The organism is Streptomyces sp. NPDC048269 (assembly GCF_040652395.1).
Lineage (GTDB): Bacteria > Actinomycetota > Actinomycetes > Streptomycetales > Streptomycetaceae > Streptomyces.
In genome coordinates this window covers 1-12,872 of sequence record NZ_JBEZLW010000082.1, presented here as the reverse complement: position 1 = coordinate 12,872, position 12,872 = coordinate 1, and the positions used below count along the sequence as shown (strand labels likewise).

General features: G+C 68.9%; 17 protein-coding genes and 1 pseudogene. 9 read left to right on the top strand and 9 right to left on the bottom strand.

Annotated elements, in window-relative coordinates:
• Positions 1 to 184: 184 nt before the first annotated feature.
• The 6 genes from AB0D48_RS36290 to AB0D48_RS36265 form a co-directional block, all read right to left on the bottom strand.
• Complete coding sequence (locus AB0D48_RS36290; RefSeq protein ID WP_362407252.1) at positions 185 to 583, bottom strand: STAS domain-containing protein; 399 nt, start codon at positions 581 to 583, stop codon at positions 185 to 187.
• Positions 584 to 753: 170 nt separating this feature from the next.
• Positions 754 to 1,536: a Shedu anti-phage system protein SduA domain-containing protein gene (locus AB0D48_RS36285; protein WP_362407246.1), complete on the bottom strand. Its 783-nt coding sequence runs from the start codon at positions 1,534 to 1,536 to the stop codon at positions 754 to 756.
• 26 nt (positions 1,537 to 1,562) lie between these two features.
• Positions 1,563 to 1,973: a hypothetical protein gene (locus AB0D48_RS36280; RefSeq protein WP_362407243.1), complete on the bottom strand. Its 411-nt coding sequence runs from the start codon at positions 1,971 to 1,973 to the stop codon at positions 1,563 to 1,565.
• 216 nt (positions 1,974 to 2,189) lie between these two features.
• Positions 2,190 to 2,555 carry a hypothetical protein gene (locus AB0D48_RS36275; RefSeq protein ID WP_362407240.1) on the bottom strand — a complete coding sequence of 122 codons (366 nt, stop codon included), beginning with the start codon at positions 2,553 to 2,555 and terminating at the stop codon, positions 2,190 to 2,192.
• Positions 2,552 to 2,815, bottom strand: a complete 264-nt coding sequence (locus AB0D48_RS36270) for a hypothetical protein (RefSeq protein ID WP_362407237.1) — start codon at positions 2,813 to 2,815, stop codon at positions 2,552 to 2,554. Before AB0D48_RS36270 ends, AB0D48_RS36275 begins: the two co-directional genes overlap by 4 nt.
• A gap of 14 nt (positions 2,816 to 2,829) precedes the next feature.
• On the bottom strand, positions 2,830 to 4,227 hold the full coding sequence (locus tag AB0D48_RS36265; RefSeq protein ID WP_362407234.1) for a serine/threonine-protein kinase: 1,398 nt from the start codon (positions 4,225 to 4,227) through the stop codon (positions 2,830 to 2,832).
• On the opposite strand from AB0D48_RS36265, the gene AB0D48_RS36260 reads away from it, so the two are divergent.
• The 6 genes and pseudogenes from AB0D48_RS36260 to AB0D48_RS36235 all read left to right on the top strand — a co-directional run bounded on the left by AB0D48_RS36260 (position 4,175) and on the right by AB0D48_RS36235 (position 9,190).
• Entirely contained in the window at positions 4,175 to 4,507 is a 333-nt protein-coding gene (locus AB0D48_RS36260) for a hypothetical protein (protein ID WP_362407255.1), read from the top strand. The genes AB0D48_RS36265 and AB0D48_RS36260 overlap by 53 nt on opposite strands.
• 484 nt (positions 4,508 to 4,991) lie before the next feature.
• A complete protein-coding gene (locus AB0D48_RS36255) occupies positions 4,992 to 5,204 on the top strand; it encodes a hypothetical protein (protein WP_362407231.1) in 213 nt (70 codons plus the stop codon).
• Entirely contained in the window at positions 5,204 to 5,884 is a 681-nt protein-coding gene (locus AB0D48_RS36250) for a restriction endonuclease (RefSeq protein WP_362407228.1), read from the top strand. The genes AB0D48_RS36255 and AB0D48_RS36250 overlap by 1 nt, the downstream gene beginning before the upstream one ends.
• A 33-nt stretch (positions 5,885 to 5,917) precedes the next feature.
• The gene (locus tag AB0D48_RS36245) at positions 5,918 to 6,643 is read left to right on the top strand and encodes a restriction endonuclease (RefSeq protein ID WP_362407225.1); all 726 of its coding nucleotides are present in this window, start codon (positions 5,918 to 5,920) and stop codon (positions 6,641 to 6,643) included.
• A 617-nt stretch (positions 6,644 to 7,260) separates the two neighbouring features.
• Positions 7,261 to 7,353 (top strand): annotated as a pseudogene (locus AB0D48_RS36240) (hydroxymethylbilane synthase); the annotation flags it as partial.
• 103 nt (positions 7,354 to 7,456) lie between these two features.
• A complete protein-coding gene (locus AB0D48_RS36235; protein WP_362407249.1) occupies positions 7,457 to 9,190 on the top strand; it encodes an immunity 49 family protein in 1,734 nt (577 codons plus the stop codon).
• Positions 9,191 to 9,397: 207 nt separating this feature from the next.
• Here the strand turns inward: AB0D48_RS36235 and AB0D48_RS36230 are convergent, their stop codons facing one another.
• Positions 9,398 to 9,952 (bottom strand): hypothetical protein, encoded by a 555-nt coding sequence (locus tag AB0D48_RS36230; RefSeq protein ID WP_362407223.1) that lies wholly within the window; start codon positions 9,950 to 9,952, stop codon positions 9,398 to 9,400.
• Between the two features lie 187 nt (positions 9,953 to 10,139).
• On the opposite strand from AB0D48_RS36230, the gene AB0D48_RS36225 reads away from it, so the two are divergent.
• Complete coding sequence (locus tag AB0D48_RS36225) at positions 10,140 to 10,394, top strand: hypothetical protein (RefSeq protein WP_362407220.1); 255 nt, start codon at positions 10,140 to 10,142, stop codon at positions 10,392 to 10,394.
• 23 nt (positions 10,395 to 10,417) lie between these two features.
• On the opposite strand, the gene AB0D48_RS36220 is transcribed toward AB0D48_RS36225, so the two are convergent.
• Together AB0D48_RS36220 and AB0D48_RS36215 are read right to left on the bottom strand one after the other, a co-directional pair.
• Entirely contained in the window at positions 10,418 to 10,693 is a 276-nt protein-coding gene (locus AB0D48_RS36220) for a hypothetical protein (protein ID WP_362407217.1), read from the bottom strand.
• A 47-nt stretch (positions 10,694 to 10,740) separates the two neighbouring features.
• Positions 10,741 to 11,373, bottom strand: a complete 633-nt coding sequence (locus AB0D48_RS36215) for a DUF6000 family protein (RefSeq protein WP_362407214.1) — start codon at positions 11,371 to 11,373, stop codon at positions 10,741 to 10,743.
• Between the two features lie 113 nt (positions 11,374 to 11,486).
• Between AB0D48_RS36215 and AB0D48_RS36210 the strand changes: the two genes are divergently transcribed.
• Positions 11,487 to 12,032 (top strand): hypothetical protein, encoded by a 546-nt coding sequence (locus AB0D48_RS36210; RefSeq protein ID WP_362407211.1) that lies wholly within the window; start codon positions 11,487 to 11,489, stop codon positions 12,030 to 12,032.
• Positions 12,032 to 12,871, top strand: a complete 840-nt coding sequence (gene istB / locus AB0D48_RS36205; RefSeq protein WP_362407208.1) for an IS21-like element helper ATPase IstB — start codon at positions 12,032 to 12,034, stop codon at positions 12,869 to 12,871. Before AB0D48_RS36210 ends, istB begins: the two co-directional genes overlap by 1 nt.
• The last annotated feature ends 1 nt before the right edge of the window (position 12,872 follow it).

Genomic DNA, 12,872 nt, shown 5'->3' with positions numbered 1-12,872 from the left:
GAACGGGGCTATCCAAGACGGCTCCGACGCCGTGATCACACCAGCCACAGCAAGATCATCTCACCTGTGACCAGCAGTTACGGGACAACCCTTAGCTCGCTGCGACTCCTGTCCCTGCCACAAGGGGCCCGGCATGCCGGGCCCTTCGCCGTATCTCCTGTTCACGTCTCCCTAACCGGCTCGTCTAGAAGTGGCCCACGCGCTCCGGTCCGAAGTCCGCGACGTCCCGTGCCTGTTGTGCTCGTTCCTGGAGCAGGCGGCGGAAGCCCGCCACCGCGTACCGTTCTCCGGTAGCCGAGCCCGGCCCGCGGATGCCGGCGACCTGGGCCATGAGTCGCTGGGGCTGTGGCTGCCAGCCGACGACCAGGACGCGCAGACCCAGGCACTCCGCGCGCCGGTGCAGGTCCAAGAGGTGGAGCAAGCCGTCGGAGTCCATGGACACGACGCCGTGCAGATCGATCACGAGGTCCCGCTCGCCGGCGGTGACCTGGTCGAGCGCCCGCTGGAATGCCGCGCCCGCGTCCTCCCCGAGGTTCCCGCTGGCGCCAACCAGGACCGAGCTGCCGCAGCGCTGGACGTCCATGGTGATCAATACCGTCTCCTTCTCGTACCAGAAGGCGGCCTGCCCGTGTAGCCGCCATGCTGGTGCGGCGATCAGGACCGCCCCAGCCCTCCGATGAGGTGTCTCGATTGTCAATGAATACGAGAACGTCAGCGGTGTTGGACACGGGAAGGGGCAGCGCCGGTTGAGGCCTACCAGTCGTCCTCGTCGACGCCGATCTCGATGTCGAACAAGCCCCATTCGAGTGAGTGGATGTCCTCTGCTGCTCGCAGGAGCCAGTCGTACGTGCGAACCTCGATCCTGCTGTTCCTGAACTGGGTGTCCCGGATCTCGCTGGCGCTGTCGGAGGAGTCTTCTCTCCCGATGATGATCAAGCCGCGGGCGTCAGCGGTGATCCCCGGAAGCCCCAAGCCGTCACTGTCGCGCGGGGCCCGGGCGTAGGCGAGGTTGGACGTGAGCCATTGCCGCCAGTCTTCAATCTGGTCGACGGCATGACGGAGGGCAGGCGAAGCGCGGTGGTTCCCCGGGTTCGTGAGCCGGTGGGTGGGACTCTCCAGTTCGACGAGGATCCATCGCAGACCTACCGAGGTGCGGCCGGCGATAAGGAAGTCGGCCATGTAGTGGTTACCGAACTGGACTTGAGGACGGACCCACGTCCTGTGGTTGCCGGTGATCATGTGGGCGAGGAGCGACGGATGGTTCTCTAGAACGACCTGCATGGGCCGTTCTTCAGTGGCGTTGGCCAGCGCGTCCTTGAGCGCCTCGCGCGCCGCGAGGGTGGGGTGACGATCGGTCTTCCACCGGTCAAGCCGGGTGAGATCGCTGGCGGAGACGAGTTCGGGGGACGCATTGCGGGCTTCGGCTTCCTCGCGCGCCTTGCGGCGGAGCTCGGCGTAGTCGCTGCTCCCAGCCTTGGCGATGTGCTTGACGAGGTGCGGCCATCCACCTCCACCCCGCCCCCCACGGAAGTTCAACCGGCCGTTGCCGCTGATTGACGCGATCAGACCATGCCGGTTCTCCGCGGTTCCTCGCTCTGCTGCGATGAGACGACGTCACCTGCCGCGGGGCATAGCCGCTCGAGATGGACCACGGACCGTTTCGCCAGTGCGACCTTGATCCATGCGTCCAGCAGCTCTCGGCTCCCGATCTCGGTACTACTCGGAATGTCCAGATGAGTCTCAGCGGCCACGCGTTCAAGGTACTGGTACTCGGTATCGCCGAAAAACGCTGGCTTCCGCAACTCCAGTTCTGTGCCAAGGCGGGCGCGTAGAAGAGCCGCCGCGACAGGCGCGGGTGTTGCCGCTGTGAGGGGAAGGCCCAGTGCGGCAGCTGCGGCACGCTGCGCCTCGGTCGGTTCGGCACAGAGCTGCTGAAGGTCGGCGACGACCTTCTGCCATGAAGTCTCAGCCATCAGGCCGTATGCCTCTCGCTTCGGGCGGCGTGCGCATGGTCGTGCTCGTTGATGTCGTCTCCGAGCGGGGCACGGCCGTACCCGGCTGGAGCGGATGCGGGCCGACGGAGACTTGAGCGCCGCGCTACAGTTGGGCGCCGATGGGCTGGCTGTCTTCATGCGCACGGGGTGACGGTGGCTCGCCGGCGCAGGCTACGAGGTGGCCGAGCGGGCGAATCAGCTCGTCCAGGTCTTGAGCTGAGCGGCGACGTCCCGCACCGGCAGCCCGTCCCGTGCCGCGCCGGCCAGGGGGAGAACGGTGTCCAGGCCGGGGCTCACGGGGAGACCGCACGCCGACAGGTAAGCCGCGGTCACCGTGGCTGCGAACAGCAGGTTCCTCACCTCCAGGCTGGGGTTCCTAGCCAGCTCGCACAGCAGAGCCGCCGCCTTGTGGTGTGGCTCGGGGTACACCTCGTGGTCGAGGACCTCCGCACGATGACGTGCTTCTGCTGCGACAGGCACCCCGTAGTCGACGACCTCGGGATCCCCTGGGATCTGCTGGGCCACTGCCAAGATCCAGGCGAGGTCGATCCGGAGGTTCACGCGGCGTCCCTCGGCGCAGTCTCTGCCTGCCCTGCCGGAAGACCGGGGTACCGGTCCTCACCGAATTCCGCCTCGAACCGGTCGGCGTAGGCGGCCAGGAACGCCGAGGCGCCGGCCATGAAGGCGGCGCGTGACTCCTTCACGTCCTGCTCGATCAGATCGGCCACGTACCCCTGCAGGCTCAAACCGCGGCGCTTGGCCCTTTCCTCGGCGGCCGCCTTGACGCCCTCGTCCAGTCGGATGTTCGTCTGCTTTCCCATACCCACCACCATAGCTAGCCGCTGATACCAGCCGCTAGCAGACGGAAGGACCGGCCATATTGCCCTTCCGCCCCGCCGGACGCCCTCCGCAGCTCGAAACTGAAACTGCGTGTCCGTCCGGGGCTGGGGGAGGGCAACAGCACCCCGACGGCCGGGCTGCTTGCGACCCAGGTGCCGATTCCGGCTGCGATGATGCCCACGACCGGTCCCTGGGATCCGGTGGCGACGAGCGCACAGCACAGGGCCCCGCTGAGCAGACCGGCGGTGGAAGCGAGCTCGGCCTCCTGGACGCCGCGGTGCAGCACCTGCTCGACCAGGGCCCGCACACCGGCCGCGGCCGTCACGAGCAACGGCCCGGTCACCATGCCCACGAGGACCGCCGCCCACCACGGCATCGCGCTCCAGCCCAACAGCACGACCATGGTCACCGAGGCGACCATCAGCGCCGCGAACACCCCGGCCACGCTCTGCCCGCTGTCCACGCCGTGGGTGTCGTCGTGGCGCGCCTCCAGCCGGGAGCCGGCCGCGACGCAGCCGCCGGCCAAAAAAACACCCAGCAGAGCGCTTGCCGTGTCCGGGAAGGCGGTGAAGGCCGCCAGCTGCCCGCCGACCAGGGCCGCCGTCCCGGCCCCGGCCCGCCAGACCGGCGGCCGCGATCGCCGGTCGGCCGGGCGCCCGGGTACGCCTCCGGTCGGCGTGACCACTCTCGGAGCGAGAGCCGTCCGGGGCCGTGTGCCGGCGCCCGTCGCGACGGCGACGGCCGCCTCGGCGACCCGCACGGAGGCCGCCGGAAGGGATCGGAGCCGCCGGGCGACGTCCGCCGCGCTCTCGGGCCGATGCTGCGGATCCTTGCCCAGCAGCTCCGCCACCAGCCGCTCGAGCTCGACGGGTACCTCAGGCCGCAAGGAGCGGACCGGCGCGGGCATCTGGTGAAGGTGCTGGGCGAGCACCGGCCATCCGCCGCCCGCGAAGGGCGGCGCGCCGGTCAGCAGCTCGAACAGCAGGCAGCCCAGCGAGTACAGGTCGCTGCGGGCGCCGATCTCCGCGTCGCCGCGGGCCTGCTCCGGAGACATGTACGACGGGGTACCGATCACCGCCCCGGTCCCAGTGATGGCATGGCCGACCGCATCAGCACGCCGCGCGATCCCGAAGTCGCAGACCTTCACCCGCCCGTCGGCGGCGAGCAGGACGTTCGCGGGCTTGATGTCGCGGTGCATCACGCCGGCAGTGTGGGCGGCCTGCAGGCCGTGGCAGATCTGCTCTCCCCAGGCCACGACGTCGTCGACCGCCGGCAGACCGTCGGCCAGGACCTGGCCGAGCGGCTGCCCGTCGACCAGTTCCATAACCAGGAAGACGACCTTGCACCCGGCCACCCGGGCCTCGCCCGCCCACGTCGTGGACGGCGACGACATGCGGATCGCACAGGGCGGCCGCGGCCCGCGCCTCGCTGTCCAGCCGCAGCACCAGGTCCTCCTCCTCGGGGCGGACGAGGACCTTCACGGCCACTTGGCGGCCGAGCCGCTCGTCGACCGCCCGCCAGACCTCGCCCATCCCGCCGGCGCCCAGAAGACCGACCAACCGGTACCGGCCCGCCAGAGTGATGCCGCGCATGACGCCCTCCTCTGGCCGGCCCCGCAGGTCGGTCCGCATGCGCCGGGCCTGTGCCCCGGCGTCGTGGCGCAGCCTACGTAAACGTTTCGGAGCACTTCCGCAGCGAACCCAGACCCTTCCGGTTTGCCATGGCGCCCGCGTCGGTCGTGCGCGCCGTTCACGCACCACGGCGCACTTCAGAAGACCGTTAAGAACCCCAGCGGGGGAGGCCCCGGCGCACGACCCAACGAGTGCGCTCCTGCTGCTTTTCGCCATTCACCATCTCGGTACTGCCAGAGGTGACCTCGGCCGTTCTTCGCAGGTGAGAGACACCCGCGCGGTAGGCCTCGCAGGGCTGCGGTGGGCGGGACTTCGGTGGCCGCACAGGAACCCCGAGGCCCGTCCTCCGAGGTCACCGGCCCAGGCTTCTTTCTTGATGGGCAGACAAGCGCCACGACGCGCATGGCTTGATGACGGCCTGGTCCGGCTCGAGCCCGTGATGATCCATCAGTTTCTGTCAGTGCCCACTGCTACACCAATTTGAGGGACGGGCCGCGACCGCGGCTCGCCGACGGGAGGGGACACCATGTCGAAGGCGCCGGACGGGTTCCACTACGTACGCAGGCACATCCGCCGCAATCCGAAGCCGGGCAGCGCGAGGCGGATGAGCGGCTGGATGATCGCCGGCCTCGCGGCCGGCATCTGGTTATGGGGGCAGGTGTTCGGGTTCGGCGAGGCGACCACCGCGACGCCGCCCGCGCAACCGCAGCCGGCCCTCTCCACTCCGGCTGCCCGCTGATGGGCCGCGGGCGGTTATGCCTTCGACGCCCACGCGGCGCGCCTGAGATTCTCTCGGCTGCTGTCGTGGCACTGGCCGCCCTGGTCCTGATGGCTCAGATGGCTGCCGCGGTGTTCGAAGTCCTAGAGGACGCTTGGCCGCTTCTTCTCGTCCTGGTCTTGCTCGCTGGAGCCGTCGGGGCCTGGCGGGTCGCGCGGACCATGGACCGTCGACGGCGTGAGGCCGGGCGGCTGCTCATGCTGCGGATCACCCTGGCCGAGTTCGACGGTATGGACGACCGACAGTTCGAGCACGCGTTGCGGGACCTGCTGGTCCGCGACGGCTGGGGGGCACGCCGTGTGGGCGGCAGCGGCGATCAAGCCGCCGACGTCATCAGTGACCACACGCACCGTGGCCGGATCGTCGTTCAGGCCAAGCACACCCGCGTCGGCGGGAAAGTCGGGTCCTCCGTCATGTACGCGGTGAAAGGGACAGCGGGCCCGACCCACCGAGCCGACCACGCCGTTGTCGTCACCAACGGCACCTTCACTCGAGACGCCATGGCCTGGGGCGACCGGCACAGCGTTCACTGGGTCGACCGGGACCGACTCCGGCGCTGGGCGGAGAACGGCACCGCGCTGCACGAGCTCCTGGGTCTGTCTGCACGCTCCCGCCGCGCCCGGTTCAGGCGTGCCGCCTGACATGCCCCCCGTCATCAACGTCCCGGAGGTGTGGTGTTCGACGAAGACGGGTCACTCGACCCGCTGCTGAAGTTCCTGTTGTACGTCGTCATTGCGCTCGCCATAGGCAAGATGCTGTGGGAGTGGCTCACGGAAGACGTCACCCGGTGGATCACCGTCGACCTGTGGGCGATGATCGCCGGTCACCCCTGGTGGACCGCCTTCATCGCCATCGGCGCACTGGCCACGCTCATCCTCCTCGCGAAGCTGCTGCTATTCCTGTTCGGCGCCGACACCTGCGCCTACGTGGGTAGCGACGAGGACTACGCCTCCACCGCTGCGCCGGCCGAAGACGAGGATCCGGATGTCCTGACCTTCAAGATGAAGCAACTCACCGCGATGAGCGCGACGGGCTTCGAGCAAGCGTGCGCCGATCTCCTGGCCCGGGACGGGTTCCGCAGCACACGAAGGGTGGGAGGCGCCGGGGACCTCGGCGTGGACGTCACCGCCCGCGACCACGACGACCGGCTCCTGATCCTGCAATGCAAGCAGTACCAGAACCCAGTCGGCTCAGGGCACGTGCAGAAGTTCAACGGAACGGCACGCCCCCACCATGGAGCCGACGTCCCGATCATGATCGGCCTCAACGGCTTCACCCAGCCTGCGATCGACTTCGCCGCGCACCACGACCTCATCCTCATGGGCCGTCCCGAACTGAAGAAGTGGGCTCACGGCCAGCACCTGTACGAGGTCCTGGGCATTTCGAGCACGACGCAGTGACGTCAGTCCGCACAACTTGTTGCCTGCCGGACCCGGTGCGCCGCGCGGCCGATGCTTGCCCGGGCTCGGCGAGGAGTCGTCCGGGCCGCCCCTCATCGACTCCAGGGCCACCACCGGCAAGGCCCGCGCGTCACCCGAGGCGTAGCGATGCAGGATGGGGGAGTGTGCGGGGCCGCAGTACGGTCGGGCGGCAGGCCGACCTTGTGCGGGTGGACGCACGCGGGCTCCCCGTCACGGGTGTAGCGATGCCCGTCGGCCGGATCGAAGGCCGCATCACGGCACGGCCGGTCGAAGACGACGAAGCCCTCGCGCGGATGCCGCAGTGCGGGGCAGATCCCACAGAGGCGGTGGTCCGAGTCGGGATCGGTGTACGGCGGTGGACCGTCCATGGCGCGCAGCGTATCGGCGGCTCGGGCGGGCCCCGGTACCGGCCGACTCGCGACGCCCACACGACGCTCTCCGATTGCGGGAGCGGCTGGCACGGGGGCTGGGTGGGTCATGTCACACCAGGATTTGACCGAACCGGTCAGCCCGCCGGGTACGCGGGGGATGGGCGGTGATGCCGTGTTCAGCCTGTGCCACTCAGGGCTGCTCACCCAGAGCGGAAGCGTCGGGTCGGGAAGGGAGTGTTCACCAATGCGGTGACGGACCGTGTCCTCGGCGGGGAGGCGGACCTCGCGCTGCACTGCCTGAAGGACATGCCGGGTGACGTCCGAAGCCCTGTGCACGGCAGCCGCTGGCTGTCAGATCCAGCCCCTACGCTGTCCAGAGATTCGATTAAGGAGCAGGGCAGTGCGAATAGAGCGTCACCAGGTGGGCGGGGCCGTCGTGTCGGCAGCGCGCGAGGACTTCACGAACCGCATCGGGGGTCAGGTGCGGTCCATGTCGCGGGCCGGCCGGATGGCCACCTATGAGTGGCAGTCGATCGCCGACGAGTTCCTCGACTACCTGGGCGCCCTGTCCGTCGAGACGCCCGATCTCGACACCGCGGAGGCCAAGGCCGCCCTCAAGGACGCCTCCGAGGCCGCGGCCGGCGCCGTCGCGTACGCGGCGTACCACCCGCACTGCAGCTTCCAGGTCTTCCTGGAGTACGTGAACTTCGGCATGAGCTACGACCCGGGTGACGACGCACCCGAGGAGAGCGTCACGCCCGGGGAGTGGATCGACGCGCTCTGCCTGTCGGTCCTCAGGGACAAGGCCAAGTGGCACGGCGAGGAATTCACCTTCGCCCGGCAGAAGTTCGCCGAGCAGGCAAAGGGAACCCCCGTCGGCGAGCTCGCCACGGGGTTGACGGCCGTGGCCCTGGACGACGCCGGCGACGGCGAGTACCCGCCGAGCACGCAGGCCAAGCTGGCCGCCGTCGACGCGGCCCTGGACCGGATCCGTACCCGTGCGGCGGAGACGGGGGAGCCCCTCCTGGACCAGCCGAACGGCGTGGCGCTGCGGACGCTGCGGGCGCTGGCCGCCGAGGACCGCCCGGGCTTCGACGCCGCACTGGCCGAACTCCTGGTCAGGCACAGCGCCCTGCACGGTCCGGCGGACTCCCCGAGCAGCCTGCTCCCGCTCGTGCCCATCGCCCTGGCCGCGCTCGCGTACCGGACGCTGGGCTGGGCGCCGGCCGTTCACACCGACTACCTCCCGCACGCGCTGGTCACCGGCTTCGAGAGCCGGGGGCCGCGGGTCGGAGGGCTCGGCCGGAACCGGCGGCCGGACGCGGTCGCCGCGCTCGCCGCGGGCCCGCTGGTGGTGGAGCGGCCCGCCTGTGAGCGCGAGGGGATCGCGCGGATCGAGGCCATGTACGAGGAGCACCTGCGGGAGGCGTCCGCCCCCGCCGACGGGGAGCCGCTCGCCGTCTCACGCCTCGGCAGCGTGATGGACGATCAGGAGCGCCTCTTCCAGTGGCGGGCGGGGAACCCCGGCGACACCCTGGACGCCCAGCTCGCCACCCTTCGGTTGGCCTCTCGCATCGGGGCGGCCCTGTTCCGCATCGCGCTGGCGGAGCCGGGCACCGACGTCGAGGTGGACATCGACGGCCGCACGCTGCGCTACCGGGCCAAGCGCGGCGAGGATGCCGGTGCCGGGCGCTGGCAGACGGCCACCACCTTCGCCCTGATCACCGGCGCACGCGAGGACCTCGCCCCGCTGGTCCTCACCGGCCCCACCTTCGCCCGCCCGGACGGCTCCGCCTTCACCGCGTACCGCGAGGCCCTCCACGCCTATCTGAAGGGCGCCGAGCCCGAAGCCGCCGCGGAGCGGGCTCTTCACGAGGCCGAGAAGGCCAGGGACTGGGGCTTCGCGATGCCGCCGGCCGTGCTGCTCTCTCAACTGGTGGAGGGCGACGAGGAGAGCTTCAACCTGGCCCTGGCCGACGCGCTGGAAGCCCACCGCGCGTACTACGAGGTCGCCGACCGCTCCGACTATCCGGAGGTCTCCGTCAACCTCGACGTCCTCGCGCTGGCCTGCCACGCTCGCCGTCGCGGCTGGGCCATCCGCGTCGAGTCCCCCTACCTGCCGCACGGCCTGTTGCGGGCTGCCGCGCCCTTCTAATCAGGGGGTGGTGGTGTCGTCGGCCGCCACCTGGGGTTCGACGAGCAGTGGACCCTGGGTGCGGAACGGCGCGGAACCCAGAACGGCCCGAGACGCAAGGGGGGAGTGCGTCCGGGCCGTTCTCTGAGGCTCACCGTAGCGGGCGGAAAGCAACATGTCGTGTCATTTTGATCATGTTGTCCAGGTGCGGCAAAGCTCAGCGATCCGCTACGGCACCACGCTGTCGGCTGGTGTGCGGTTGCCCGGGCGGCGCTTGCGGCCGCCGAGGACACGGGCCTGGAGTTCCCGCTCCTCGTCGATGACACGGCAGGGAAGGTGAGTGAGACCTTCGGTCTGGGCGCGGTACAGGCGGTGCCAGCCGTCGATGAGCATGGTCGTGCCGATGTCGGCCACGCAGGCCACAAGTACCGGCTCGGTCAGATCCACATGGGCGGCATGCTTCTCGTCAACGCGGATAATCGGCAGCCAAGGATAGAGCGGCTCGGATAGCCGCTTCGACCTGGACCTCCTGAGGCCGCTGGGAAGCATCGCCATCATCACCTTGGCCGGCTCGAACAGGGCAACGGGCAGCGGGTCCTCCCCAGCGGCCACATCGGTCACTTCGCCGCGGGCGTCATCGCGGAGGGATTGGCCGAAGCCGAGTACTGGGTCGTCAAGGAACAGCCCCAGGCCGTGATCGTCGACGCTGGAAGTCAGCCGACTTGCGTACGCCGCAGCGTCACTCTGCTGCGCGGATCGGGCGTCGATGTGAGTCCGCAGCATCAGGTCCCACCTGGCCTTCCTCGCCCGTCGCAGAGCCCTTCGCCCGAGCGAGGAATACCGCACTCCCACGGACTCCGAGTGGCAGGAATTCCTCGGCCACTTCGAGCGGCGAAAGGTCGCCACCGGGCTCTGCGGCCGCGCTTTCTCAACTCCTTGTATTCATGAGCACGCCTGCCTGCGATGTTCGATGCACTGGCCCGATCCTGACCAGCGCTCCCGCATCGAGGAGATCCGCGACAACCTCATCGCGCGCATCGCCGAAGCCGAGCGCGAGGGCTGGCTCGGCGAGGTCGAGGGCCTGCAAGCCAGCCTGGCGGGCGCCAACGACAAACTCGCCCAGATCGACGCGCTCGTCAACAGGCGGTCGACTGCCGTCGAACTCGGCATGCCAGGTTTCGGCCAGTCCACAGGAACCGTCGAAACGACGAAGCCGGCATCGTGATCGAAGTCAACGGCGACCGAAGATCAAAACGGAACCGACAGTCCAGCGTCGCGCAGCTGGGCCAGAGCGACGGACATGCACTGTTGGACGGTCCTCCCGTCAGCTCGCATGCCATGCTCCAACGGGCCGCCGCTGGCAGCGAACGTCCACGCTGGCGCGTTGTCAGCCAGCCTCTCCGCGTCCATCCTGATCATGGCGTTCACACCCTGCTCGCCCAGCCACTCCAGTATCAAGAGCGTCACGTCCTCGACGCCGCGATCCTCATCGGTCTTTGGCCAGCGGCCTCGGTTCCCAGTCATCGCCCCGACTCTATCGAGGTCGCCGCGGCAGTCGGGGCGCCGAGTGGTCAAGTATCAGTGCTCGTTTCCAGTGCCGCGAAGAGTTCAGCGCACTCGCTGGCGAAGGAGCAGAGCTGGTGCACGACCTGCCGATACTTCTGCGGATCCTGGTTTCTGGGCGGCGGAGTGTCGGTCCATTGCTGCCACAATCCACCTGCGGCAAGGTATCGGGATGCACGCTCGGACCCGAGGGCGGCATCGAGGTGAAGCAGTGCGCCAAGAGCAAAGCCCTGGTCGTAGTCGAGGTCAGGCCGCGGCAAATAGCGATCAAGGTACCGACACAGCAAATCGGCGTCCGCACTGTCACCGAAGGTGGCGAGGGTGACGCAGTACGCCGCGCCGGCATAGGGCCCTTCGCTGGCCAGCAGAAGTTCGCCGATACGGCTGCGGAACTCGGTCCTGCCGGCTACAACGACCAGCCAGGAAGCAGTCTTACGCTCTCGCCATCCGCCTTCGAAGAGGACGTCGAGCTCAGCAGGGGTGATCTCCGAGGCAGCCTGGACCAACTCCCTCGCGAACACCACGCGCTCAGGCCCACTCGACCGCAGCAGGCTTCCACCCAACCGAAGGTACCGCCGTCCGGGCGTGACGAATCGGCGGACCAAGTCCAGCAGCTCAGGGTCGGTGGCGGCATGGCGCATAGCTGCATCTTCGCCCGGTGAACGCCCAGCGGCCAGCGGTTTTACCCAAGGGGCTGCCGAGCGGTGACCGCTAGTTCAGAGAACACGTCAAGGTCGGCCGCACCCTCTACTCGGTGCCCTGGAAACTGATCGGCCGCAGGGTCGACGTCCGCTCGACCGCCACGATGGTGCAGGTCTTCCTCGACGGCGACCTGGTCAAGACCCACGTGGCACTTGAGCAGGGCAAACGTACCGACAGGACCGACTACCCGCCGGAGAAGATTGCCTTCCAGATGCGCACGCCGATCTGGTGTCGGACCCAGGCATCCGAGATCGGGGACGCCTGCCGGACCGTTGTCGACCAGCTGCTGGAGGTCAACGCGCTCTACCGGCTCCGAGCCGCCCAGGGAATCCTCGGCCTGAAGAAGAAGTACGGCGACGCGAGGCTGGAGGCCGCCTGCGCGAGGGCCATCACGGCCGGAGATCCGTCCTACCGAACCATCAAGGGCATCCTGATCGCCGGCACCGAGACCGATCCCGAGCCCGAATCCAGCGGGGACGCGGGCGCCGCGGCCTTCCTCCACGGGCCCAAGCGACTATTCGCCTCCGTCGCCCCGTCCGAGACGGCGGACGAGCTCCACGACGACCAGGTCCACGGCGAAGCTGAGGGAAGCATCTGATGAGCGTGATGGATTCTGCCCTGCGTGAGTCGCTGAAGTCGCTGCGGCTCTCGGGGATGCGGGAAACCCTCGATGCCCGCCTGGCCCAGGCCCACGGCGGCGAACTCGGGCACCTGGACTTCCTCCAGGTCCTCTGCCAGGACGAGATCACCCGCCGCGAGACCGTCGCCTTCCAACGGCGCCTGAACCGGGCGAAGTTCGAGCAGCAGGTCACCCTGGAGGAGTTCGACTTCACCGCCTCCTCGAAGCTCCCCGCCGCCCAGATCCGCGACCTCGGGGCCCTTCGCTGGCTCCACTCGGGCGAGTCGGTCATCCTCTTCGGCCCGGTCGGGGTCGGAAAGACACACGTCGCCCAGGCCCTCGGTCACCTCGCCGTCCGCCAAGGCGCCCACGTTCGCTTCGCCAAGACCAGCCGGATCCTCGCGGACCTCGCCGGCGGCCATGCGGGCCGCACCTGGGACAAGCGGATCTGTGAACTGGTACGGCCCGACGTGCTCATCCTCGACGACTTCGCCATGCGCCAGCTCGGAGCGTCCCAGGCCGATGACCTTTACGAGCTGGTCAGCGAACGGCAGGGACGGTCTCTGATCATCACCAGCAATCGGGCGCCCAGCGACTGGTATCCGCTCTTCCCCAACCCCGTCGTCGACGAGTCGCTCCTGGACCGGCTGATCAACACCAGCCACCAGGTCATCATGAACGGCCCCAGCTACCGCCCGAACAAGCGGCCCAAGAACCCCACCGATGAAGTTCCCCCGCATACGTGGACACTCGTTTCTTACGCTGCGAGGGTGTGGTCTTGTTCGTGCCGCTGCCGTGTCTCGAGTGGGGTGAGATAGC